At 70.4% G+C, this 22,625-nt stretch carries 23 protein-coding genes; 4 read left to right on the top strand and 19 right to left on the bottom strand.

Translation table 11 applies throughout. The annotated features are described in order from the left end of the window. Positions 1-223: 223 nt before the first annotated feature. Genes ACWDNU_RS33090 through hemL form a run of 3 tightly spaced genes read right to left on the bottom strand, consistent with a single transcriptional unit; the run spans position 224 to position 2,729 of the window. Positions 224-805, bottom strand: coding sequence for a TlpA family protein disulfide reductase (locus ACWDNU_RS33090; protein ID WP_370932313.1), 582 nt, complete (start codon positions 803-805; stop codon positions 224-226). Beyond that, positions 802-1,428, bottom strand: a complete 627-nt coding sequence (locus ACWDNU_RS33085; RefSeq protein ID WP_009071997.1) for a histidine phosphatase family protein — start codon at positions 1,426-1,428, stop codon at positions 802-804. The genes ACWDNU_RS33090 and ACWDNU_RS33085 overlap by 4 nt, the downstream gene beginning before the upstream one ends. Beyond that, positions 1,425-2,729, bottom strand: a complete 1,305-nt coding sequence (gene hemL / locus ACWDNU_RS33080; protein ID WP_449671763.1) for a glutamate-1-semialdehyde 2,1-aminomutase — start codon at positions 2,727-2,729, stop codon at positions 1,425-1,427. Before hemL ends, ACWDNU_RS33085 begins: the two co-directional genes overlap by 4 nt. A gap of 130 nt (positions 2,730-2,859) precedes the next feature. On the opposite strand from hemL, the gene ACWDNU_RS33075 reads away from it, so the two are divergent. Further along, on the top strand, positions 2,860-3,345 hold the full coding sequence (locus ACWDNU_RS33075; RefSeq protein ID WP_370932315.1) for a TspO/MBR family protein: 486 nt from the start codon (positions 2,860-2,862) through the stop codon (positions 3,343-3,345). Here ACWDNU_RS33075 and ACWDNU_RS33070 read toward each other — a convergent pair. The 15 genes from ACWDNU_RS33070 to ACWDNU_RS33000 form a co-directional block, all read right to left on the bottom strand. Beyond that, the gene (locus ACWDNU_RS33070; RefSeq protein WP_449671762.1) at positions 3,342-3,884 is read right to left on the bottom strand and encodes a DUF5666 domain-containing protein; all 543 of its coding nucleotides are present in this window, start codon (positions 3,882-3,884) and stop codon (positions 3,342-3,344) included. The two genes, ACWDNU_RS33075 and ACWDNU_RS33070, sit on opposite strands and share 4 nt — an antisense overlap. Before the next feature lie 7 nt (positions 3,885-3,891). Further along, positions 3,892-5,094: an ABC transporter permease gene (locus tag ACWDNU_RS33065; RefSeq protein ID WP_344288211.1), complete on the bottom strand. Its 1,203-nt coding sequence runs from the start codon at positions 5,092-5,094 to the stop codon at positions 3,892-3,894. Then, positions 5,091-5,789, bottom strand: a complete 699-nt coding sequence (locus tag ACWDNU_RS33060; RefSeq protein ID WP_370932317.1) for an ABC transporter ATP-binding protein — start codon at positions 5,787-5,789, stop codon at positions 5,091-5,093. The genes ACWDNU_RS33065 and ACWDNU_RS33060 overlap by 4 nt, the downstream gene beginning before the upstream one ends. Continuing rightward, the gene (locus ACWDNU_RS33055) at positions 5,786-7,039 is read right to left on the bottom strand and encodes an efflux RND transporter periplasmic adaptor subunit (protein ID WP_449671761.1); all 1,254 of its coding nucleotides are present in this window, start codon (positions 7,037-7,039) and stop codon (positions 5,786-5,788) included. The genes ACWDNU_RS33060 and ACWDNU_RS33055 overlap by 4 nt, the downstream gene beginning before the upstream one ends. A gap of 64 nt (positions 7,040-7,103) precedes the next feature. Next, positions 7,104-7,442, bottom strand: a complete 339-nt coding sequence (locus tag ACWDNU_RS33050) for a hypothetical protein (protein ID WP_449671760.1) — start codon at positions 7,440-7,442, stop codon at positions 7,104-7,106. A gap of 49 nt (positions 7,443-7,491) precedes the next feature. Continuing rightward, entirely contained in the window at positions 7,492-7,968 is a 477-nt protein-coding gene (locus ACWDNU_RS33045) for a hypothetical protein (protein WP_449671759.1), read from the bottom strand. Further along, the gene (locus ACWDNU_RS33040; RefSeq protein WP_449671758.1) at positions 7,968-8,540 is read right to left on the bottom strand and encodes a hypothetical protein; all 573 of its coding nucleotides are present in this window, start codon (positions 8,538-8,540) and stop codon (positions 7,968-7,970) included. The genes ACWDNU_RS33045 and ACWDNU_RS33040 overlap by 1 nt, the downstream gene beginning before the upstream one ends. 20 nt (positions 8,541-8,560) lie before the next feature. Continuing rightward, the gene (gene hemB, locus ACWDNU_RS33035; protein ID WP_344288203.1) at positions 8,561-9,532 is read right to left on the bottom strand and encodes a porphobilinogen synthase; all 972 of its coding nucleotides are present in this window, start codon (positions 9,530-9,532) and stop codon (positions 8,561-8,563) included. A gap of 93 nt (positions 9,533-9,625) precedes the next feature. After that, positions 9,626-11,158, bottom strand: a complete 1,533-nt coding sequence (locus tag ACWDNU_RS33030) for a uroporphyrinogen-III synthase (RefSeq protein ID WP_449671757.1) — start codon at positions 11,156-11,158, stop codon at positions 9,626-9,628. Positions 11,159-11,240: 82 nt separating this feature from the next. Beyond that, positions 11,241-12,188 carry a hydroxymethylbilane synthase gene (gene hemC / locus ACWDNU_RS33025; RefSeq protein WP_037818841.1) on the bottom strand — a complete coding sequence of 316 codons (948 nt, stop codon included), beginning with the start codon at positions 12,186-12,188 and terminating at the stop codon, positions 11,241-11,243. Beyond that, positions 12,189-13,502, bottom strand: coding sequence for a glutamyl-tRNA reductase (locus ACWDNU_RS33020; protein WP_449671756.1), 1,314 nt, complete (start codon positions 13,500-13,502; stop codon positions 12,189-12,191). A gap of 1 nt (position 13,503) precedes the next feature. Beyond that, positions 13,504-14,304: a redox-sensing transcriptional repressor Rex gene (locus ACWDNU_RS33015; RefSeq protein ID WP_370940590.1), complete on the bottom strand. Its 801-nt coding sequence runs from the start codon at positions 14,302-14,304 to the stop codon at positions 13,504-13,506. 907 nt (positions 14,305-15,211) lie between these two features. Further along, complete coding sequence (locus ACWDNU_RS33010; RefSeq protein WP_449671755.1) at positions 15,212-16,768, bottom strand: molybdopterin-dependent oxidoreductase; 1,557 nt, start codon at positions 16,766-16,768, stop codon at positions 15,212-15,214. A 58-nt stretch (positions 16,769-16,826) separates the two neighbouring features. Further along, on the bottom strand, positions 16,827-17,042 hold the full coding sequence (locus ACWDNU_RS33005) for a glutaredoxin family protein (protein ID WP_037716398.1): 216 nt from the start codon (positions 17,040-17,042) through the stop codon (positions 16,827-16,829). Positions 17,043-17,076: 34 nt separating this feature from the next. Beyond that, positions 17,077-18,582 (bottom strand): AMP-binding protein, encoded by a 1,506-nt coding sequence (locus tag ACWDNU_RS33000; RefSeq protein WP_449671754.1) that lies wholly within the window; start codon positions 18,580-18,582, stop codon positions 17,077-17,079. Between the two features lie 282 nt (positions 18,583-18,864). Between ACWDNU_RS33000 and ACWDNU_RS32995 the strand changes: the two genes are divergently transcribed. The 3 genes from ACWDNU_RS32995 (at position 18,865) to ACWDNU_RS32985 (ending at position 22,165) form a co-directional block, all read left to right on the top strand. After that, positions 18,865-19,575: a sigma-70 family RNA polymerase sigma factor gene (locus ACWDNU_RS32995; RefSeq protein ID WP_370932324.1), complete on the top strand. Its 711-nt coding sequence runs from the start codon at positions 18,865-18,867 to the stop codon at positions 19,573-19,575. Between the two features lie 97 nt (positions 19,576-19,672). Continuing rightward, on the top strand, positions 19,673-20,764 hold the full coding sequence (locus ACWDNU_RS32990; RefSeq protein ID WP_449671753.1) for a DUF5667 domain-containing protein: 1,092 nt from the start codon (positions 19,673-19,675) through the stop codon (positions 20,762-20,764). A 492-nt stretch (positions 20,765-21,256) separates the two neighbouring features. After that, positions 21,257-22,165, top strand: coding sequence for an HAD family hydrolase (locus tag ACWDNU_RS32985; protein ID WP_344288310.1), 909 nt, complete (start codon positions 21,257-21,259; stop codon positions 22,163-22,165). A 49-nt stretch (positions 22,166-22,214) separates the two neighbouring features. On the opposite strand, the gene ACWDNU_RS32980 is transcribed toward ACWDNU_RS32985, so the two are convergent. Then, a complete protein-coding gene (locus ACWDNU_RS32980) occupies positions 22,215-22,622 on the bottom strand; it encodes a RidA family protein (protein WP_370932326.1) in 408 nt (135 codons plus the stop codon). Between the last annotated feature and the right edge of the window lie 3 nt (positions 22,623-22,625).

Raw genomic sequence — 22,625 nt, 5'->3', positions numbered from 1 at the left:
CCTTGGTCCTGCGGTCCTGTGCCGCCCCAATGTGGCATTGGGTGCGTCAGACGCACCGAACGCCACATTGGGTGCGCCACATGCACCCAACGCCACATTGGGTGCGCCACATGCACCCAATGTGGCATTGGGGCGGAACTGGGCGAGCCGGGGCGGAGAGGGCCGGGGCGGGGCGGGCGGAGGAAGCGGAGGGGAAGAGGCGGAGCGGAGCCCGCGGGCGGGGCTACTTCTCCGCGCTGAGCCGCTGCACCACCGGGACCAGGTCCGAAGCCAGCACCTGTCGCAGGAACACCGCGGCCACCCGGTGCTGTTTGTCCAGCACCAGCGTCGACGGGATGATGTTGCGCGGATACCCGGCCAGCTGCAGCAGCACGCGTCCGGACGGGTCCCAGATCGACGGGTACGTCAGGCCGCGGTCGCGCACGAAGTCCTGTGCCACGTCGCGCGCCGGGTCGCGGACGTCGAGTCCGATGACCTGGGCGCCGAGCGGGGCCATCTGCTTGCTCGCGGTCTCCAGCTCTGGCGCTTCGGCGCGGCACGGGCCGCACCACTGGCCCCACAGGTTGATCACCAGCGGCTTGCCCGGGAAGTCCTCGATCGAGAGCTGTTTGCCCTCGTGCATCAGGTCGTCGCCGGCCAGCGTCGGGGCCTTTTGGCGCTCGTTCACCGGGTAGGTGATGTCGACCTTGCCGCCGGGCGAGACGAAGGTGAAGGTGCCGCCCGAGACGACCGCGTCTTTGCCGGTCGAGCAGCCCGTCACGACCAGCGCGGCGGCCAGCAACACCCCGAGCAGCCGCCGTTTCATGCGCCGGTCACCTTGGGGTCGGTGGTGCCCGCGGGCTCGCTGTAGACGATCTCCAGCAGCTCCTCGCCGTCGAAGACCAGGCTGGTGAGCGACGCGAGCGAGCACTGCCGCTGCCGTGGGTCGTGCCACAGCCGCTTCGCTTCCAAGAAGCGGCGAAGCGTCCAGATCGGCAGCTGGTGCGACACACACAGCGCTTCGCGCCCTTCGGCCTTTACGCGCGCACGGTGCACCGCGCCGAGCATGCGGTGGGCGATCTCGACGTACGGCTCGCCCCACGACGGCTTAAAGGGATTCACCAGGTGCGGCCACGCTTTCGGCTGCCGCAGCGCGCCGTCGCCCACTGCCACGCGCTGGCCTTCGAAGACGTTCGCCGCTTCGATCAGACCTTCGTCCGTAGCGATGTCGAGACGGTGCGCGCCCGCGATCGGCGCCGCGGTCTCCTGCGCGCGCTGAAGCGGCGAAGCGACGACGTACGCGAGGTCGTGTCCAGCGACCGCCTCGGCGACAGTGAGCGCCTGACGCTGCCCGCGCTCCGACAGCCGGAAGTTCGGCAGCCGCCCGTAGAGGATCTTCTCCGGGTTGTGGACCTCGCCGTGCCGCAGCATGTGGACGACGGTGGTCACGGCTTAACCGCCTCAGCCGCCGCGCGCGCTGCTGCCGGCAACGCGGCTTCGATGACGGCGAACGCTTCGTCGTCCATCGCGGCGTTCACGAACCACGCCTCGTACGCGCTCGGCGGCGGGTACACGCCCGCTTCGAGCAGCGCGTGGAAGAAGGCCGGGAAGCGCCAGGTCTCAGTGGCCTGCGCGTCCGCGTAGTTGCGTACGGGCTTGTCAGTGAAGAAGACGCTCACGAGGTTGCCCGCGTACTGCACGGTGTGCGTGACGCCCGCTTCGCTGAGCGCCTTGTCGAAAAGCCCGCCGAGCCGCTTCGCGTTGGCATCGAGCTTCGCGTACACAGCGTCGTCGGCTTCGCGCAGCGCGGTGAGACCGGCAGCGACTGCGACGGGGTTACCGGACAGCGTGCCTGCCTGATAGACGGGACCGCCGGGCGCGAGCTTCGCCATGATGTCCGCGCGACCGCCGAACGCCGCTGCGGGCAGCCCGCCGGACATCACCTTGCCGAAGGTGTAGAGGTCGCCGGCCACGCCTTCGAGGCCGAACCAGCCGGCGCGCGAGACGCGGAAGCCGGTCATCACCTCGTCCATGATCAGCAGCGCGCCGTTTTCGTGCGCGAGGTCACGCAGTGCGGCGTTGAAGCCGGGATCCGGCGGCACCGCGCCCATGTTGCCCGCAGCCGCTTCGGTGATCACCGCGGCGATCTGGCCCTCGTTCTCCGCGAAGGACTCCCGGAGCGCGTCAAGATCGTTGTACGGCAAGACAATCGTGTCCGCAGCCTGCGCGCCGGTGACACCCGGCGAGGTCGGCAGGCCAAGCGTCGCGACCCCGGAACCAGCTTCGGCGAGCAGCGCGTCGACGTGGCCGTGGTAGCAGCCGGCGAACTTCACGATCTTGGCGCGGCCGGTGAACCCGCGAGCCAGCCGGATGGCGCTCATCGTGGCTTCGGTGCCGGAGTTGACCAGCCGGACCTGCTCGACCGGACCGACCCGGCCGATGATCTCCTCGGCCAGTTCGACCTCGCCGATGGTCGGTGTGCCGAAGGAAAGCCCGTGCTCCGCGGCCTCGCGGGCGGCGGCCACCACCTTCGGGTGCGCGTGCCCGAGGATCATCGGGCCCCACGAGGAGACGAGGTCGACGTAGCGGTTGCCGTCGGCGTCCCACAGATACGGGCCCTCGCCGCGGACCATGAACCGCGGCGTGCCGCCGACCGAGTTGAAGGCGCGCACCGGCGAGTTCACCCCGCCCGGAACGGCTGCCTTGGCGCGTGCGAACCATGCTTTGGACTGCTCGGTGCCAGTGCTCACCGCCCCAGTCTTGCAAATCCTCCGTTCGGGTGTCGGCGGCGCCCAAGCTGCCACCCGATTGCCACCCGGCACACCGGTCCACTCGCTCTTAAGATGGGCGCGCATGGACGGGGCGAGCCATGGAGGAGACGTGACGGCGCCCACACACCGCCGGAACCCGTGGCTGATGCTCGCGGTGTTCTTCGGGCTGGTCGGCGTCATCGCGCTGGTGGGAGCGCTGGCCGCGACGACCGCGCCGGACGCCTACAACCGGTACGTGCTGCCGGAGTGGGCCCCGCCCTCGTCGCTGTTCAGTCCGGTGTGGACGGTCCTGTACGTCGTGCTCGCCTTCGCCGGCTGGGTTTATTGGCGCACTGACGGCGAGAACCAGGGCTTCGCCGCGTACGGCATCGGCCTGCTGTTCAACCTGATGTGGATCTCGCTGTTCTTCGCGGGCGGCTCCACGCAGGTCGCGTGCGTGGACATCGTGCTGCTCGATTTCACCGTGATCGTGACGATCGCGCTCTTCTACCGCCGATCCCGCATCGCCGCGTTGCTGCTCCTGCCGTATCTGGCGTGGCTGCTCTACACGACCGCGCTGAACGTCGCGATCATCGCGCTCAACGACGTTCCCTAACGGCCCGGCTGCGCCACGATCGCCTGCGCGGCCACCGAACCGTCCGATCCGGTGCGGCCCTGGACGGTCACCGTCTGGCCCGGCTTGAGGTCGCTGAGCTTGCCCGGCTGAGTCACGCCGACCGTCGTACTGTCCGAAGTGGACACTGTGACCTCGCTGCCCTGCACGGTCTTCAGCGTGACCGTGCTGCCGTCGACCTTCTCCACGGTGCCGACCGTCCCGCGACCGCCTGCCGCGCGTCCGCCGAAGCCTGTCCCCTGTTGCCCAGAACCCGAGCCGGTGCCTGGACCGGCGGCCGTTCGGGCGCTGGAAGAGCCGCTCGACGGGCCGAACGCCGCATGCGTCCACGCGCCACCAGCGAACGCCAGTGCCAGCACGAGCAACCCGGCGAGCACGAGCGTCGGCTTGCCGAACGGCCGCGCGACCTGCTTCAACTCGGCGGTGAGATCGCCTTGGACGGCGGGTTCGGCGATGAGGTCTTCCGGACGGGCTGGCTCCTCCGGCGGGGTCGGAATGGGCTGGGTGGTCGACGCGGACATGACGCTCCTACTCGTGCCGGAGGGCGTCGATCGGCCGCAGCCGCGAAGCCCGGTTCGCCGGGAAACTGCCGAAGAAAAGCCCGATCAGTGCGGAAACCGCGAACGCGAGCGCGATCGACGACGGCACCACCACCGGCTGGATGCCCGCGATGCTGAACCGGCTGCCGACCACCCCGATCAGCACGCCGAGCAGTCCGCCGAACAGGCTCAGCATGGTCGCCTCGGCGAGGAACTGGCCGAGGATCGCCGAACGCGGCGCGCCGATCGCCTTGCGGATGCCGATTTCGCGGATCCGCTCGGTGACCGTGACGAGCATGATGTTCGTGACGCCGATCCCGCCGACCAGCAGCGAGATCGCCGCGACCGCGCCGAGCAGCACGGTGAACGTCTGGATCGCCGACGTGCGGGTCTGCAGCAGCTGCGCGGAGTTCTGGATCTGGAAGTCGGGATTCGCCGAGGCCTGGATGCCGTGCCGGGCGTCGAGAATCGCGGTGACCTCGGCCTGGGCGAGCCCGATCGAATCGGCGGTCGTCGCCTGCACGGCGATCTGGTTCAGGCCGCCGTAGCCGGCGAGCGAGTTCTGCACCGCGCTGATCGGGGCGATCGCGACGTCGTCGGCGTTCTGCAGCCCGGTGCTGCCTTTCGTCTGCAGCACGCCGATCACGGTGAACTGGATGCTGTTGATCAGCACGTTCTTGCCGACCGGTTCAGCGGTGCCGAAGATCGACTGCGCGGTCGTCGGCCCGAGCACCACGACCTTGCGCGCCTGCGTCACGTCCTCAGCGCTGAACAGCTGGCCGTCGGCGATCTGGCGGTTCGTGGTGGTGAAGTAGCTGGGTTCGGTGCCGACCACGCTCGACACGTCGTAGGAAGTCTGCCCGTACGTCGCGGTCGCGCTGGTGTTCACCACCGGAGCCGCCGCCTTCACGTCCGGCGCGCCCACCGGGTCGACCAGCGCGTGCGCGTCCTGCACGGTGAGCGGCCGAACCTGGCTGGACTGCCCGCCACCGCGAAGCGGCGACACGTTGACCACGTCGGTGCCGAGGCCCTGGATGCTCGCGGTGATCGCCGCCGAAGCGCCGTTTCCCACTGCTACCAACAAGATCACCGACGCGACGCCGATGGTGATGCCGAGCGTGGTCAACACCGACCGCAGCTTGTTCGAGGCGAGGCCGCGCACCGCGAACCGCATGATCTCGACGAAGTTCACGCGACCACCCCGGCGCGGACCTCGTCCGACACGATCCGTCCGTCACTGACCCGGACGACGCGGTGTGCGTGCCGCGCGACCTCGTCCTCGTGCGTGATCACCACGACCGTGCGGCCGAGCGCGTTGAGCCGGTCGAAGACGCCGAGGACGTCGACAGTGCTTGCGTGGTCGAGGTTTCCGGTCGGTTCGTCGGCGAGCAGCAACGCCGGTCCGCCGACGAGCGCCCGTGCCACCGCGACGCGTTGCTGCTGTCCGCCGGACAGTTCGTTCGGCAGATGTTTGGCCCGGTCAGTCAGCCCGACCATCTCCAGCGCGGCCAGCGCCCGGCGGCGCCGCTCGCCCCGCTTGAGTCCGCTGTAGACCATCGGCAATTCCACATTGGACAACGCGCTGGTGCGCGGCACGAGGTTGAAGGACTGGAAGATGAAGCCGATCTTTCGGTTGCGCAGCAAGGCAAGCTGGCGTTCGTTGAGATCGGCGACGGAGAACCCGTCCAGCAGATACCGGCCCGAGGTGGGCGTGTCGAGACAGCCGAGCATGTTCAGCAGCGTCGATTTCCCGGACCCGGACGCGCCCATGATCGCCACGTACTCGCCCGGCCACACCTGCAGATCGACCCCGCGCAACGCGTGCACCGCGGTTTCCCCGCTGCCGTAAGTCTTGCGCAGTCCGGAGACCGCGATCACCGGCTTCATCCCCGGCCCCCGCCGACATTGCCCTGGCGTCCGCCACCGAAGCCGCCCTGCTGACCGCCGCCGAATCCGCCGAGGCCGCCGGTGCCGCCCCGCTGCTGACCATTGGACCCACTCGACGTCGTCGGCGACGCAGCGGTGAGCACCACGCTGTCGCCCTCGTTGAGCCCGGATTTGATCTCCACAGTGGACTCGCCGCGCACGCCGACCTCGACCTGCCGCGTAACCGGCTGCCCGTTCTGCTCCACCGTGACCGCGTTCGTCGTCCCGCTGGTCCGCACCGCCGCAGCCGGAACGCTCAGCACGCCATCGGCTTCCGCGACCGTGATCACGACACTCGCCGACTGCCCGGGCCGCAACCCCGACGGCGGATTCGTCAGCGCGAGCTTCGCACCGTAACTGACGACATTGCTGCTCGTAGTCGGCGTCAGGTCGATGCTGGAAACGGTCGCTTGCAACGGCTGATCCGGCGTCGCGTTTAAAGTGACCGTGGCTTTCTGACCGGTTTTCACCTTGCTCACGTCAATTTCTGCCACCGAGGTATTGACGACAAGGTTTCCCATGTCAGTGATATCGATAAAACCAGTGCTGCTACTGCTGCTTGAAGACGACTGCTGCCCGGATTGCCCACCAGAGCCGGAACTGGAACTCGACGAAGACGCACCCGCGGAACTGTTGCTGGAATTGCCTCCGCTGCCCGTTTGCTGCCCGACCGTCCCGTTGATCGCGGTGACCGTCCCAGCGCCTGGCGCGGTCAACGTCGTCGCGTTAACCGCCGTTTCCGCGTTGTCGACGTCCAGCTGCGCTTGATCCACTTTGGCCTGCAGCGAGGCAGTGCTGGTCTGCGCCTGGGTCGCGGTCTGGTTCGCCGGCGGGTTGTCCTGCGCCGCGGTGAGGTTGTCCTCGGCGACCGCGAGATTGGCCTTGGCGACCTGAAGTTGTTTGCTGGCCTGGGAAGAGTCGATCGTGGCGAGCTTCTGCCCGGCGCTCACGACGTCGCCGACCTTCACGTCGATGCTCGTGACCTTGCCGGACGTCGTGAAGTTCGCGACGCCGCTGTAGGTGCTCGCGATCGTGCCCGCCGCCGAAACGGTCTGGGAAACGTTCGCGCGCCGTACCGGCGTCGTGCGGGTTTGTGCCTGCGCTGTCGAACTCGCCGGCGAAAAGGCCTGGTAAATCCCGAAAGCCGCGCCGCCGAGCAGCACGACAAGGACTCCGTTGATCACCCAGGTTCGTGTGCGCAGCCGCGTCATGGCCGCAAGACTGCGGGGCCTGGTTAGCAGTTAGCTGTTGGTTCCCTGTGGGCCAGCTGTGTAATCAGTCCTTCTTCTTTTTATGCCGAGCACGCACCGCGAGCAGCAATTGCCGGACCGCGTCCACCACCAATACCGCCGACAGCGTGCCGAGCCCGAGCGCCCCGGCGATATGTCCGCCGAAGTACCGCTCCGAGGCCAACCGCGTGCCGTCGCCCGCGGTGGTGACGACCGTGACGACGCCGGCGTGCCACAGCGCGAACGCCGCCCACAGCACCAATCCGGCCACCACGACCTCGCCGAGCGCGACGAACGCGCGCCACGGCTGGTTGAGCTTCGCTTGCGGCTGCGTTTCCTCCGGCGGCCAAAGCCCGGCTCCGGTCGGCTGGGGCAGATCGATCACGGGGTCCAGCCTTTCAGGTTCGCCGTCGTTCCGCGTCCCTCGTGGGGGTTCAGTTCCGGGAGTCATCGGCCTGCTCCTCGGCATTCGGGTGGTTCTTCGCGGCCAGCTCGGCGAGCGCGGTCTTCAGCGCTTCGACGTCGCGGGCCCAGGCGAGCACCACCGTGCCGTCGTCCAGCTCCACCGGCAACTCGTCGTACTTCCGCGGCACCGACCAGCCACCGCCGAGAACCCGCGTCCCGACCGGCGCGCCGACGTCGCGCACCGAGGCGATCCGTTCGGCGGCCAGCGTCTCGCGCCCCTGCCGCAGCCCCTCGGTGGTGACCTCGAGCGAAAGGAACCGCCGCCGCGCGTAAACCCACGGCAGCGTCAACGCGACCAGCGCGACACCGATCAGCACCCAGCCGACGACGTGCGTGGGCCCGCCGGTGGCCAATTCGGCGAGCGCGCCCAGCAGCGCGAACAGCGGGCCCCAGACCAGCGCCGACCAGCCGACGCCGGGCTCGGAGTACAGCGTCCTTGCCGCCATTACAGCTTCTTGCCGACCTTCGGGAAGTAGTCCGCGACCTTGGGCAGGTACAGCAGGATCAGCATGACGACCAGCGCCAGCGACGAGGCGAGCGCGAAGATGCTCCGGATCACCCCGAGCTCGAACACGATGCCGAGCACCGCCAGCAAGGTCGCGATGCTGCGTGCCGACCGCGTGCCCTCACGGGCCTTCCAGGCGAACAGCACGAGCAGCGCACCGAAGCACAGCGCGCCGATCAGCATGGCCCAGACGAGAGTGTTGGCGTTGGACTGCACCTGCGCGACGTCGACCTTCTGGCCGGCCTTCTGCACCTGCTCGATCGCCCGGTCGACCAGCTGCTGCTTGAGCAGGACGGTCACGACCTGCCCGGCCACGACGATGACCGCCGCCACGATGGCGAGCACGAACGCGACATGCACCGGCGTCGGCGGCTGGGCCTTCGGCGCGGTCTCCCCCGGCAGCACCGGATCCGGCGCGCGCCCGCGCTTGCGGCGCTCGTCGTCGGTGAGCCCGGAAAGGTCGTCCGAGGTCACGCTGGCTGGCTTCGGGGTGTTCTCGTCCTTCTCGGCCACCCGAAAGACCCTACCCGGGCTCAGTCAAGCCAAGCCGCGGCCTCGGCCGCCCAGTAGGTCAGGATGACGTCCGCACCCGCGCGGCGGATGGAGGTGAGCACCTCGAGCACGGTGCGCTCGCGCTCGATCCAGCCGTTCGCCGCGGCCGCCTCGACCATCGCGTACTCGCCGGAGATGTTGTACGCCGCAACGGGAACCGGCGAAATGTCGGCCGCCGCCTTGATGATGTCCAAATAGGACAGAGCAGGCTTGACCATGACCATGTCCGCGCCCTCGGCGAGGTCGAGTTCGAGCTCCCGCATCGCCTCGCGCGCGTTGCCGAGGTCCTGCTGGTAGGTCTTGCGGTCGCCCTTGAGCTGCGAGTCGACGGCCTCGCGGAAGGGCCCGTAGAACGCGCTGGCGTACTTGATCGAATAGGCGAGGATCGCGGTCTCGCTGTGCCCGACCTCGTCGAGCGCCCGGCGAATCACGCCGACCTGCCCGTCCATCATCCCGCTCGGCCCGAGCACGTGCGCCCCGGCTTCCGCCTGCGCGACACCCATCTCGGCGTACAGCCGCAGCGTGGCGTCATTGTCGACCACGCCGTCCGCGTCGAGCACGCCGCAGTGCCCGTGGTCGGTGAACTCGTCCAGGCAGGTGTCGGCCATCAGCACGGTGGAGTCGCCGAGTTCGCTGCGCAGATCCCGCAGCGCGACGTTGAGAATGCCCTTCTCGTCGACCGCGCCGGAGCCCTCCGGGTCTCGCTTCTCCGGAATACCGAAGAGCATCAGCCCGCCGACCCCAGCGTTGACCGCGTCGACGGCGGCCTTCCGCAGAGTGTCGCGAGTGTGCTGAACGACGCCCGGCATGCTGGCGATCGGCCGCGGCGCGTCGAGCCCTTCGCCGACGAACATCGGGAGGATCAACTGCCGTGGCCGCAACGTGGTCTCACTGACCATCCTGCGCATAGCCGGAGTAGTACGAAGCCTGCGGGGTCGCTGCTCAGGGAACACACATTCAAGGTACTCCCGCGCCTCCCCGGAAAGCCGTGAAGGGCTCCTTGAGGGAATCTGATTCCCTCAAGGAGCCCTTCACGGACAAAAACCTCAGCTGCGCCGGGTGCGCTTGGCCTTCCGCGGCGGCGGCAACGCGCCCTCCGCACGAAGCCGCGCGGCGTGCTCGGCAAGCGCGTCCACCAAATGCGGCACGTCGGCCTTCTCCGGCTGAACGTCCACTCGCAGACCGAATTCCACCGCGGTCTCGGCGGTCTTCGGCCCGATGCACGCGACCAGCGTGCGCGTGTGCGGCTTCCCGGCGATCCCCACCAGGTTCCGCACGGTCGACGACGAGGTGAAGCAGACCGCGTCGAACCCGCCGGTCTTGATCATCTCGCGGGTCTCGGCTGGCGGCGGCGCGGCCCGGACGGTCCGGTAGGCCGTGACGTCGTCCACTTCCCAGCCGCGTTCGACCAGGCCGGCCGACAGGATCTCGGTGGCGATGTCCGCGCGCGGCAGCAGGACGCGGTTGACCGGGTCCAGCACGTCGTCGTACGGCGGGAACTCGGCCAGCAGGCCCTCGGACGACTGCTCGCCCGTCGGGACCAGCTCCGGGATGATGCCGAAGGAACGCACCTTCGCCGCGGTCGATTCGCCGACGCAGGCGATCTTCACGCCGGAGAACGCCCGCGCGTCCAGGCCGAACTCCTCGAACTTCTCCCACACCGCGCGCACCGCGTTGGTGGAGGTGAAGACGATCCACTGGTACCGGCCGTCGACCAGGCCCTTGACCGAACGCTCCATCTGCGCCGGGCTGCGGGGCGGCTCGACCGAAATGGTCGGCACCTCGTGCGAGGTCGCGCCGTGGCCGCGAAGCCGCTCGGCCATCTCGCCGGCCTGCTCCTTGGTGCGCGGCACCAGGACCTTCCAGCCGTACAGCGCGCGCGACTCCCACCAGGACAGCTTCGAGCGCTGCCCGGCGGCCTGTCCGACGGTCACGACGAGCGGGCCGACCAGCTCACCCGCGTCGTTCGCGACCGAGGCGAGGGTGGTGTCCAGCGTGCGCTGGGTGTTGATGGTGCCGTTCGCGGTGACCGCGACCGGGGTGGTGGCGGGCAGCCCCTTCTCGGTGAGCTGGCTGGCCGCCTCGGCGAGGTGCGCCGACGTCGCGTGCAGCACGATCGGGCCGGGGACCGCGGCCAGCGCGCCCCAGTCGACCTCGCCGCGGACGTCCGCCTCGGTGTAGGTGCCGCCGAGCGCGACACCCGCGTACGCCGGCACCGCGGTGCCCGGCGCGACACCCGGGATGACGTCGAACACGGCGGAGGTGCGAGCGACGGCCTGGACCTCGGCCACGACGGCCGGGCTGGTCAGCGGGTCGCCGGAGACCAGCCGCAGCGCGAGCCGGCCCGCCTTGGCCTCGGCGGTCAGGTCCTTGGCGACGTCGGACGGTTCGCCGACGGCGGGGCGGACCTCGGCGCCGGGGGCGGCGAAGGAGAGCACGCTGGCGGGCACGTCCGGGTCCGTCACCACGACCTCGGCCTTGGCCAGGAGTTCCTGGGCGCGGACGGTGAGCAGCCCGGCGTCCCCGGGGCCCGAGCCCACGAAGGCGACGCGCCCGGCGGTCTTGCGAGCAGGGGTCATCGTTGGTGTTCTTCTCCTCTTGGGCGGCCGGTGCTCCGGCCGCGGATGTCGGGCAGGTCGTGCGGGTGCGTGACGGCTGGCGTCACAGGGCGGGGCCGAGCAGCGCCCCGGCCCCCAGGTCAAGCAGTTCGGCGGCCAGTTCCCGGCCGAGCTTCTCCGCCTCGCCGATCCCGGCGATCGCGGAAGCCCGAACCATGTCGACGCCGCCGTTCTCGCCTTCGACGGCAGCCGTGCCGCGCAGCGAGATGCGTTCCACCACCGCGCCCTCGTCGTCGAGGTCCTCGACGATTTCGGCGAGCGCGCCCACCGGCGCGCTGCACCCGGCTTCGAGCGCGGCGAGCAGAGCCCGTTCGGCCGTCACCGCGACCCGCGTGCTCTCGTCGTCCACCGCGGACGCGAGCAGGTGCTCGATGTCCACGTCGGCGGCCCGGCACTCCAGCGCCAGCGCCCCCTGCGCGGGGGCGGGCAGCATCTGGATCGGGTCGAGGGTTTCGGTGATCTCGTCCACCCGGCCGACCCTGGCCAGTCCGGCACGCGCGAGCACCACGGCATCCAGCTCGCCGTCGGTGACCTTGCGCATGCGGGTATCGATATTGCCTCGGATCGGCACGATTTCCAAACCGAGACCCAGCGCGCGCAGCTGAGCCATGCGCCGCGCCGCGCCGGTGCCGACCTTCGCGCCCGGCGGAAGCTCGCCGAGGGTGAGGCCGTCGCGGGCGATCAGCGCGTCGCGCGGGTCCTCGCGCGGCGGCACCGCGGCCAGCACGAGGCCGTCCTCCGGCGCGGTGGGCAGGTCCTTGTACGAGTGCACGGCGACGTCGATCTCGTTGCGCAGCAACGCTTCCCGCAGAGCCGAGGTGAACACGCCGACCCCGATCTGCGAGATCGGGGCGCTGGAGAGGTCGCCGGGCGTGGTGACGGTGACGATCTCCACCTCCGCCCCGGTGGCGCGGATGGTGTCGGCGACGATGCCGGTCTGCGCGAGGGCGAGCTTGCTGCCCCGCGTGCCGATGCGAATGACTCTGGTCACTTACCGCTTCTTCTCGGTTTCCGGCGCTGTCGGGCTCGCCACGGCCGCAGGAGCCTGCGGGTCGAGGCAGAACAGTTCCCGCAACGCGTTGGCGTAGTCGGTGTCGGCCGTCTCGGCGGCCAGCTGCTTGACCCGCACCGTCGGCGCGTGCAGCAGCTTGTCGACCACGCGGCGAACCGTGCGGCCGACCTCTTCGCGAACCTGGCTGTCGAGTTCCGGCAGCCGGTTGTCCAGGCGGAGCAGCTCCGCGTCCACCACCTCGGCCGCGCGCCTGCGCAGCGCGGTGACCGTGGGCGTCACTTCGGCACTGCGCTGTCCGGCGAGGTACTCGCGCACCTCGTCGAGCACGATGCCGTTGGCTTTGGCGGTCTGCCGGTCGGTGGTCGGGGCGCCCGCGTCGCGCATGCGGCGCTGGATCGTCTCCAGGTCGACCACGGTGACGTCGGCGAGTTCGGCGACCGCGACGTCGACATCCTTGGGCAGGCCGAGGTCGCACACGACCAGCGGCCGTCCCCCGCGCGCGGGCACGTGCCCGGCGAGGAACACCGCGTCTTGCGCCCCGGTGCACGCCACGACGAGGTCAGCCTGATCGACCGCGTCGGCGAGTTCGGTCAACGGCACCGAGCGGGCCGGAATGCCCTCCGCGACGACCTTCTCGGCCAGCCGGGCGGCGTTGGCTTCGGTGCGGTTGGCCACGGTGATCTCGGCGATCCCGGCCTTGCGCAGCTGCGACGCGGCGAGCGCGCCCATCGAACCGGCCCCGACGATCAGCGCGTGCTTGCCCGCGATGTCACCCGCGGCGGCCAGCGCCTCGGACACGACGGACGCGCCGAGCTGGTCGAGCCCGGTCTCGGAGTGCACGCGCTTGCCGACACGCAGCGTGGTCTGGATCAGCTCGTGCAGCGTGCGGCCGACGGTGCCGGCGTCGCGCGCGGTCGCGTACGAGGAGCGGACCTGGCCGAGGATCTGCGTCTCGCCGACCACCATCGAGTCGAGGCCCGAGGCGACGGAGAACAGGTGCTCGACGGCCGCGCCGGCGTAGTGCACGTACAGGCTGTCGTACAGCTCGGCGGGCTCCATCCCGGCCTTGCGGGAGAGCACGTCCGAGACGTCGTTGACGCCGCCGTGGAACGTCTCGACCACGGCGTAGACCTCGATGCGGTTGCACGTCGAGACGAGCATGACCTCGCTGATGTGCTCCGCCTGCTGCAGGTCGTGCAGGACCTTGGTCAGCTCGTCCGCGGGGATCGCCGCACGCTCGAGCGTGCCGAGATCCGCACTGCGATGGGAGAGCCCGACCGCCAACACGCTCATTTCAGCGCACCACCATTCCGAGACCGCCGTCCGTACCGGCGCCGTTCCGTCCGCCGTTGCCATTGTCGGCGGCCCCGCCGGTTCCGGGTAACCCGGTATTCCCCTGGTTTTCCCCGGCGGACCCCGCGCTCGCCGCGCTGTCGGCGCGCCGGGCCACGTGGAACGAGAGGATCTGCAGTTCGACAGCCAGGTCGACCTTGCGGACCTCGACGTGTGCCGGCACCTGGAGCACTACCGGCGCGAAGTTGAGGATGCACTGGACGCCGCCCGCCACCAGCCTGTCGCACACCGACTGCGCGGCGGTAGGAGGTGTGGCGATGATCCCCACGGAAATCTCCCGTTCGGAGCAAACGCGCGGAATGTCGTCCATGTGCGAGACCGGGAGACCCCCTACGGGGACGCCGATCAGATCGGGGTCGAGGTCGAAGAGCGCCTCGACCGGGAAGCCGCGGCCGGGGAAACCGCCGTAGTTGGCGAGCGCGTGGCCGAGGTTGCCGATCCCGACCACGGCGACGCGGTGCTGCCGGGTGAGGCCGAGGATGCGTTCGATCTGGCTGACCAGCACCTGCACCTCGTAGCCGACGCCGCGGGTGCCGTAGGAGCCCAGGTAGGAGAGGTCTTTGCGGAGTTTGGCGGAGTTCACGCCCGCCGCGGCGGAGAGTTCTTCGCTGGAGACTGTGGTCGCGCCCTGTTCGGCCAAGCCGGAGAGGATCCGCAGGTAGACGGCCAGCCGGGCGACGGCGGCCTCCGGGATCTGCTTCGCGCGGACCGCGGTGTCTTCCGTGTCGGAGACGGCGGGCATCTCGGCGGTCGGCGCGTTGTCGGCGTCCGGCGCGGGGCGGGAGGCTCGGGAGGCGCGGCGGGTGCGGGGCTTGGCTTCGCCCTCGGCGGAGGGTTCGGCCCGGGTTCCGGCGGCTCGGGTGGTCGCGCGGCTGGCGCGGCCGTTGCTGGACGCGGCGCTCGCTTCGGCGGCGGCGGTTCGGGTGGTCGCCCGGCTCGCGCGGCCATTGCCGGACGCTGCGCTCGCTTCGGCGGCGGCTCGGGCGGTCGCCCGGCCATTGCCGGACTCGGCGCGGCTCGCTTCAACTGCGGCGGCTCGGGTGGTCGCCTGGCTCGCGCGGCCGTTGCCCGCGGCGTGCTCTCCGCCACCGGCGACCTGATCGTGCCCGACGTGACCGTTCTCGTGACCGGCTTCCGCCGAATTCCCGTTGCGCGCCAAGCCGTTCTCGCTCACCGTGGCGCGACGGCGGCTGCCCGCGGCATGCCGTCCGCCGGTCCGGCGCGCGGTCGGCGGGGCGGCTTCGGCGGCGTCGGATTCGTCGCGGGGAGGCGTGGCCGGCGGTTCGGCACCGCTGCGCCCACCCCGCTGTGTCACCACGCTGACTTCTCCTCAATCCGGCTTCGTGCCCGCGCTGTCCCCCACCTGCCAGTCCGGCAGTGGAAAACCAACCCTTGACCCCACGGCTTCCGTCCGGTTCGATGCCGGTCCTCGCGGGGACGGGTTCCTACGGTAGTCCACTTGTGAACGCATGCACAAAGTCACTGGTCATCCGCATGACCAGAAGCACAACCTCGCTCGCTTAAGCGGCGGCGAACGTACGTGAGGGCCACCCTGAGGGAATCTGATTCCCTCAGGGTGGCCCTCACGGACAGCAACCCGCGCACCAGCGGCGAAAGGGCGAGTAGCGAAGCCACGGGTTGTCGCTCGTTCAGGCGGCGGTGAACGGCACCGTGTGCCAGCCGGTCGCCCCGTCCGGAACCGGGTCCGCGGGCCGGTCCGTCTGCGTGTAGCCGGACTGATCCGTCGCCCGCACCGTCACCGTGTGGCTGCCCGGCGGCACCGGCACCTCGGCCCACCACATCCGCCACGTGTCCTTGTTGACCTCGGCCGAAAGCGTCGCCGGAAGCCACGCGCCCTGGTCCACCCGCACCTCGACCTTCGCGATCCCGACGTGCTGCGCCCACGCCGTCCCCGCCACGCGGACCTTGCCCGCGCGCACCGACGTCCCGTTGGCCGGTGCGTCGATCCGCGATTCGGTCTTGATCGGGGCCTGCTCCGCCCAGCCGCGCTGCAGCCAGTACGCCTGCCGCGCGTCCCAGGTCGTGAACTCCAGGTCGGTGACCCATTTCGTCGCCGAGACATAGCCGTACAACCCGGGGATCACGATCCGCGCCGGGAACCCGTGCTCGACCGGCAGCGCCTCGCCGTTCATGCCGATCGCGAGCATCGCGCCGCGCGCCGGGTCCAGCGCGACGTTGGCCGGCGTGCCGCAGGTGAACCCGTCGACGCTGGTCGCGTACATCTGCTGCGCACCCGGCCGCACGCCCGCCGCGTTCAGCAGGTCGACCAGGTCCACGCCGATGAAGTTCGCGGTGGAGATCAGCTCGCCGCCGACCTCGTTGGAGACGCAGGTGAGCGTCACGGTCCGTTCCACCAGCGGACGGTTCCGGATATCCGCGTAGGAGAAGCTCACCTCGCGGTCGACCATGCCGTGGATCTTCAAAGCCCAGTCCTCGGCCCGCACCTGCGGCACGACGAACGCGGTGTCGATCCGGTAGAAGCTCCCGTTCGGCGTGATGAACGGCGGCGAGCCGAGCTTGTGGAAATCCGCGTCCGGCGGCAGCGGCGGGGCCTTCCGGGCAGCGACCAGCGGCCCGATCGAAGCGCGCGAGCCAGCCGCGCTGCCGGTGGTCGACACGACCTCGCCGACGATCGCCGCCACCCCCGCGCCAGCCGCGATTCCCGCGCCGCGCGTCAACACCTGCCGACGACTAAGTCCTTGTCGCAGTTCAGTTTCCGCCGGCAGCGCGCGTTTGTGCAGCCAGCTGAACACCAGCAGCGAAGCGCCCAGCGCCAGTACCGGAGCCAGCAATGCGAGCTGTCCGACGTCCGTGCGCTCGAACACCGCGAAGATCCCGAACGCGCCGACCACGACCACCAGCAGCTGCCCCGGCAACGGACGGCTGCGCGAAAGCTGTCCGGCGAGCACGGCGAACCCCAGCAGCACCACGGCAAGACCGATCTTGAGCACGGTCTTGTCGGCGGTCCCGATCGTCTGCTCCGCCCACACCACGACGGCGTGCGGGCTGTGCGAGATCACGAAGTCCGCGACCGCGACGAACGGCGACGCGTTGTACCCGACGAATCCGGCGACCAGATGTCCCACGCCCAGCGCGACGGCCAGCGAGACCAGGCCGATGAACGTCGCGATGCCCAGCGACAGGCGCGGCCGGGCGGCCGGCGGAGCTTCTTTCAACGCACTCACCCCACCATCTTCGGCGGGTCCTGCCCTGATGGGCCCGTTGAAAGCGCTTACGGGTTGCTTACCGCAGTGCCGCGCGCAGCCGTTCTTCCTCGACGCGCCAGTACCCGTGCTCGACGCCGTCGATCAGGATCACCGGCACCTGGTCGCCGTATTCGGCCTGCCATTCCGGGTCGCTGTCGACGTCCGCGGTCTCCCACGGCACGCCCAGCTCACCGCAGATCCGCGCGACGTCCGCCTCGGCCACCTCGCACAGGTGGCACCCTTCGCGGCTCATCACGGTCACTTTGTGCACGGCACCAGCCTAAACGTCAGCGCAGCTTCAGCCGCCGCAGCTTCCCGGTCGCTGAATGCGGCAGCGTCTCGGCGAACTCGACGGTGTGCGGCACCTTGTACCCGGCGAGATGCGCCGTGCACTGGTCCACCACCTGCTGCTCCGACAACGCCGCGCCTTCGGCAGGCACCACGACCGCCTTCACCGCTTCGCCGCTTCGCTCGTCAACCACGCCGACGACCGCGGCCTCGGCCACGCCGGGCAGCTGCGAGATCACTTCCTCGACCTCGTGCGGGAAGACGTTGAAGCCGTTGACGATGATCAAGTCGTTCGCCCGGTCGACCAGGTGCAGGTCGCCGTCGGAATCGAGATAGCCGACGTCGCCGGTCCGGAACCAGCCCTCGGCGTCCGGTCCGTGCGCGCCGTCCGGCCAGTACCCGGAGAACAGGTTCGCCCCGCGCACCGACACCAGCCCGGTGCTGCCGCCGGCCTCGAAGACGTCGTCCGGCTCCTCCGGGTCGAGCGGCAGGTCGTCGGCGGACCCGTCGGAGTCCACCAGCCGCAGCTCGATCCCGGGCAGCGGCCGTCCGACCGATCCGGGCTTCGGATAGCCGGTGACCAGCGTGGACGTCACCACCGGCGCGCATTCGGTGAGCCCGTAGCCCTCGTACACCTCAAGCCCGGTGGCCTCGCGGATCGCCGCGAGCACCTTCGGATGCAGCGGCGCGGCACCGGACGTCAGCCGCTTCACGGTCGCCAGACCGCGGCTCAGTTCCTCGGTGTCGAGCGAGGCGAATTCGTTGTACATCGCGGGCACTCCGGTGATCGCCGTGACGCGATGTTCGGCGCAGTCTTGGAGCGTCCGCCGGGCTTCGAAGCGTTCGGACAGCACGAGCGTCGCCCCGACCGCCGTCGCCATGAGCAGCCCCGGGCCGAGGCCGTAGACGTGGAAGAGCGGGATCGACACCAGCACGCGGTCGTCGTGGTCGGTCACACCGTCCACTTGGGACAGTTGATCGAGGTTCGCGAGCAACGCCCGGTGCGACAGCAGCACTCCGCGCGGCGGGCCGGTCGTGCCGGAGGTGTACGAAATGACCGCGATGTCCTCGCCGGAACGATTGAGGTCGACCGGTTCGCCCGGCTCGTCGCTGCGCGGCGGCAGACCGGCGATGCCGTCGGGCAGCTCGGCGTCGTCGCGCTGCACGACGCGTTTCGCGCCGCAGTGCTCCAGGAGCCGCTCCAGTTCGGGCGCGGGGGCCTGCGGCGACAGCGGCACGGCGATTCCACCCGCGCGCAGCACCGCGAACAGGGCGACCGCGAAGTCAGCCGACGTCGGGAGCCGCAGCACCACCGGGTCGCCCGGCGCGACGCCGGACGCGACCAGGCTGCGTGCTTGCGCGTGCGCCGCTTCGTCCAGCTGTCGCCAGGTCAGCGTGGTGCCCGTGCCCGTCTCGGTGATCGCCGTGCGCTCCGGCCAGCGGCTGGCCGCATCGGCGAGCAGGCCGGCGACGCCGTGGGCGGTGCTGATCCGGTCCACCCCCACCCCTCTCGTTCCGTTGCGGATTCGTCATCTTGTCACCCGTAATGGGGATGCCGCGCGATCGTCGCACCTCTGCCTGACCGGGACACTACCTACTTCGCGGTAACAACACGTATGCTGCACTGCGTCCCCGGGTGGCGTTGATCACTACCGGGTGACCCGAGAAAAGGGAGTCGTCGTGCCGAAGCTGCCGGTCCACGAGGAAGTGGGACACGCGCCGCGGCACGCCTTCGCGCCCTCGGGAACCTGCCCGGCAGCACCAGGGACAGCCGGAGGTGCCGCTCGATGACCCGTCCGATCACTCTGTCCGCCCCCGCGCACCGCGGGCCGGTCGCGATGTTCGCCGACCGCGTGTTCGGCTCGGCCGCAGCCGCCGTGCCGCTGCCCAAGGCGGACGCCGAACCGGATCCCGCCGAGGTCGCCAAGGCCGAGGCGTGGGAGCTGGTGCGGGCCGCGCAGGCGGGCGACTCCTCCGCGTTCGGCCAGCTCTATGACCGGTACGTCGACGTCGTGTACCGCTACGCGCTCTTCCGCCTCGGCGACCGCGACCTGGCCGAAGACGTGACCAGCGAGACGTTCCTGCGCGCGCTGCGCCGGATCACGTCGGTGAGCTACCAGGGCCGCGACGTCGGCGCGTGGTTCGTCACCATCGCCCGCAACCTGATCCTCGACCACGTGAAGTCCAGCCGGTTCCGGCTCGAGGTCGTCACCGACGAGGTCGCCGAACCGGGCGGCGTGCCCGGCGGACCGGTCGGTCCGGTCGCGCAGGCCGGCCCCGAACAGCAGGCGATCGCGGGCGCGACCCGCGCCGAGCTGCTGCGCTGTGTCGCGGAACTCGGCGACGACCAGCGCGAATGCATCGTGCTGCGGTTCCTGCAGGGCCTTTCGGTCGCCGAGACCGCCCAGATCATGGACCGCAACGAGGGCGCGGTGAAGGCCCTGCAGCACCGCGCGGTCCGGCGGCTCGCGCAGCTGCTGCCCACCGGCCTGCGTTGATCGTTCAACGATCAGGCGTAACTTTTCCGGCTTCTTAATCGTTTCTCACGCAGACCGGCGGTCAGGGCCGGGCGTTGGGTGGAGACGGAGCAGCACCGTGGGCGTGCCCGGGTGGTTTTCGCGTGGTCGGACCGAGAGCGAGCGGTTCGACGACGCGATCAATGCTTCCCCCGGGCAGCGGCCGGACGAGTTCGCCGAGGAGCTGGCCCTCGTCGGCGCCCTGCGCGAACTGGGCCAAGCGGGCGACCCCGACCCAGCCACCCGGGCGCGAATCCGCGCCGAAATCGAAGGCCGCATCGGCGAGCCTCTTCCCCGCCGACGCTGGCGTCCGCGAATGGCCGACCTAGCCGCCGCGGGCATCGCGCTCATTCTGGGCTTGGGCGGGCTCACGCTGCTGCTCTCGCGAGACGCCCTGCCGGGAGACGCGCTGTACAGCGTGAAGCGAGCCGGCGAAGTCACGTCGCTCGGCCTGACCTTCGGCGACGAAGCCAAGGCCGAGAAACACCTGAAGTTCGCCTCGAACCGCGTCACCGAACTGGGCCGGATGAGCGACGCCAGCCCGGCGGCGTTCCAGACCGCCCTGCACGATTTCAGCAGCGACGTCCGCGCGGGCGTGGCCGAACTCACCGAACTGGCAACCACGAACGGCAACCGCACGCGGCTGACATCGCTGGAATCGTGGGCGCAGAGCCAGTCGCGGCAACTGGAATCGGAACAGGCCGACGTCCCGGAGTCCGCCCTCTCGGATTTCCAGCAAGCGCGCCTCCTGCTCGACCGGGTACAGCAGCGGACGTCCGCGCTGGGCTCGCGGCTGAGCTGCTACCAGATCACCACCGGCACCACGGACGAACTGGGCCTCCTCCCGGCTCGCGGCGCTTGCACGCAGCAACCGCTGTCGCCCGGCGGCTCGACGCCGAGCAGCCCGCCGCCGTCGGGTCCTGGGTCGAGCGTCCCGCCGACGGACTCCCCGCTGCCGGTGCGCTCGGTGTCCTCGCCGACGCTGAGCAGCCAGAACCAGCCGACCCCGACGCCGACCTCGACGGAGGTCCCGCACACCGCGACCCCGCCGAGCGTGTCGCCGCCCATCACCGCCCCGACGCCGCCCCGGATCCCGACGCGCCCCGCGCCCCCGCCGGTCGTCTCGATCCCGCCGCTGCTGCCCGGACTCCCGCCGATCGTCATCGGCTGACGCGCCTTCCCGGTGCCAGCCCCGCCGGCCACCACCCCCGGGCTCGACCCGGCCCGCATCCCTGCCGGTCATCTCCATCCCGCGTCCGCTGGGCGTCGGCGGCGGCCTCTCGGCCCGCGAAGACGCGACTTCGGCCGCTCCCTCGCGCCAGCCCCGGCCGACGACCGCATCCGAACCCTGCCCGCGCCGGTCGGCTCGATCCCGCCGGTCGACATTGGCTCACGCGACGGTGCTGCCCCCAGCGCGGCGGAACTCTGCTCACCCCGCCGACCGTCGCTCCCCGATCAGCGCTCTCCACCTCCGGCCCGGCTGCCCCGTCGGCGGCACCTCGGCCCGCGAAGACGCGACTTTCGCCACTCCCTCAAGCGATGATCACGGGAACCAGGCAACCCCTATCCGAGGCACGGGCCACATCTCCAACGGGTGAGTCGAGCGGTCGCTACCCTGTGCTGCAGGACCCGGTCGGCGTCGTCCGCCGGGACGTGCCCGAACCTGGAGGCGGTGTGCGTGTCAGCTTGGCGTGGCAAGGATAAGAGTCAGGAACTCGAGCGGCTCGCCACGCTCGCCGGCGAGGCGTCGGCCGAGGCGGCCTCGTCCTCGGCGCAGCTGGCGACGTCGGTTCCGCCCGCGCCGCCGGACCTCACCGCGGGCGCCTTCTTCGACGTGGACAACACGATGATGATGGGCGCGTCGATCTTCTACTTCGCCCGCGGCCTCGCCGCGCGCAAGTTCTTCACCTCCGCCGACCTCGCCGGTTTCGTGTGGGACCAGGTCAAATTCCGCATCGGCGGCCGCGAGAACAAGGCCGACATCAAGACCCACCGCGAGCGCGCGCTGTCCTTTGTGGCCGGTCGCACGGTCGAGGAGCTCACCACGATGAGCGAGGAAATCTACGACGAGCTGATGGCGGACAAAATCTGGTCCGGCACCCGCGCGCTCGCGCAGATGCACCTCGACGCGGGCCAGCGCGTGTGGCTCGTCACGGCGACGCCGATCGAACTCGCCGCGATCATCTCCCGTCGCCTCGGCCTCACCGGCGCGCTCGGCACGGTCGCGGAAACCAAGGACGGCGTCTACACCGGACGCTTGGTCGGCGACATGCTGCACGGCCGCGCGAAGGCGCACGCGGTCCGCGCGCTCGCGTCGCGCGAAGGCCTGAACCTCAAGCGCTGCACGGCTTATTCGGATTCGCAGAACGACGTGCCGATGCTGTCGGTCGTCGGGACCGCGGTCGCGGTGAACCCGGACAGCGGCCTGCGCGACGTCGCCCGCGCCCGCGGCTGGGAGATCCGCGACTTCCGCACCGGCCGCAAGGCCGCCCGCATCGGCGTCCCGTCGGTGATCGGCGCGGGCGCGGTCGCGGGGGCGGTCGCCGCGGGGATGGCGTACCGCCGCCGGTGAAGCGTCGTGAGTGCTGATCACGGTTAGAACCGCAATCAGCACTCACGACCTAGTCCAGCACCGCAGTAGCCTCGACCTCCACCAACAGGTCCGGCTCCGCCAGAAACGCCACTCCAATGCCGGTCAACGGCGCCTGCACCGTCACCCCGAGCTTCTTCTCCGCCCGCTGCACGCCCTCGACGAACTCGCCCATCTTCTCCGGCGACCATTCGACGAAGTACACCGTCAACCGCGCCACGTCGGCGAACGTCGCGCCTACCTCGGCCAGCGCCGCGGCGACGTTCAGGTAAGCCTGCTCGACCTGCGCGGCCAAGTCCCCGTCCCCGACGTGCCCGCCGTCGGCCGTCCGCGCCACCTGCCCGGCGATGTAGACCGTCCTAGAGCCAGTCGCGACGGACACCTGGCGGTAGAGGCCGACCTGCGGCAGCGCAGCCGGGTTGACCAGGGTGACGGCCATGTT

It is taken from the genome of Amycolatopsis sp. NPDC003676, assembly GCF_053587275.1.
This window is presented reverse-complemented; position numbering and strand designations above follow the sequence as displayed.

Excerpts from the sequence above, each read along its gene's own strand:
- ACWDNU_RS33090 (WP_370932313.1), bottom strand. The coding sequence starts at position 805 with ATGAAACGGCGGCTGCTCGGGGTGTTGCTGGCCGCCGCGCTGGTCGTG.
- ACWDNU_RS33070 (WP_449671762.1), bottom strand. The coding sequence starts at position 3,884 with ATGTCCGCGTCGACCACCCAGCCCATTCCGACCCCGCCGGAGGAGCCA.
- ACWDNU_RS33060 (WP_370932317.1), bottom strand. The coding sequence starts at position 5,789 with ATGAAGCCGGTGATCGCGGTCTCCGGACTGCGCAAGACTTACGGCAGC.
- ACWDNU_RS33055 (WP_449671761.1), bottom strand. The coding sequence starts at position 7,039 with ATGACGCGGCTGCGCACACGAACCTGGGTGATCAACGGAGTCCTTGTC.
- ACWDNU_RS33045 (WP_449671759.1), bottom strand. The coding sequence starts at position 7,968 with ATGGCGGCAAGGACGCTGTACTCCGAGCCCGGCGTCGGCTGGTCGGCG.
- ACWDNU_RS33030 (WP_449671757.1), bottom strand. The coding sequence starts at position 11,158 with ATGACCCCTGCTCGCAAGACCGCCGGGCGCGTCGCCTTCGTGGGCTCG.
- ACWDNU_RS33020 (WP_449671756.1), bottom strand. The coding sequence starts at position 13,502 with ATGAGCGTGTTGGCGGTCGGGCTCTCCCATCGCAGTGCGGATCTCGGC.
- ACWDNU_RS33015 (WP_370940590.1), bottom strand. The coding sequence starts at position 14,304 with ATGCCCGCCGTCTCCGACACGGAAGACACCGCGGTCCGCGCGAAGCAG.
- ACWDNU_RS33005 (WP_037716398.1), bottom strand. The coding sequence starts at position 17,042 with ATGAGCCGCGAAGGGTGCCACCTGTGCGAGGTGGCCGAGGCGGACGTC.
- ACWDNU_RS32995 (WP_370932324.1), top strand. The coding sequence starts at position 18,865 with ATGACCCGTCCGATCACTCTGTCCGCCCCCGCGCACCGCGGGCCGGTC.
- ACWDNU_RS32980 (WP_370932326.1), bottom strand. The coding sequence starts at position 22,622 with ATGGCCGTCACCCTGGTCAACCCGGCTGCGCTGCCGCAGGTCGGCCTC.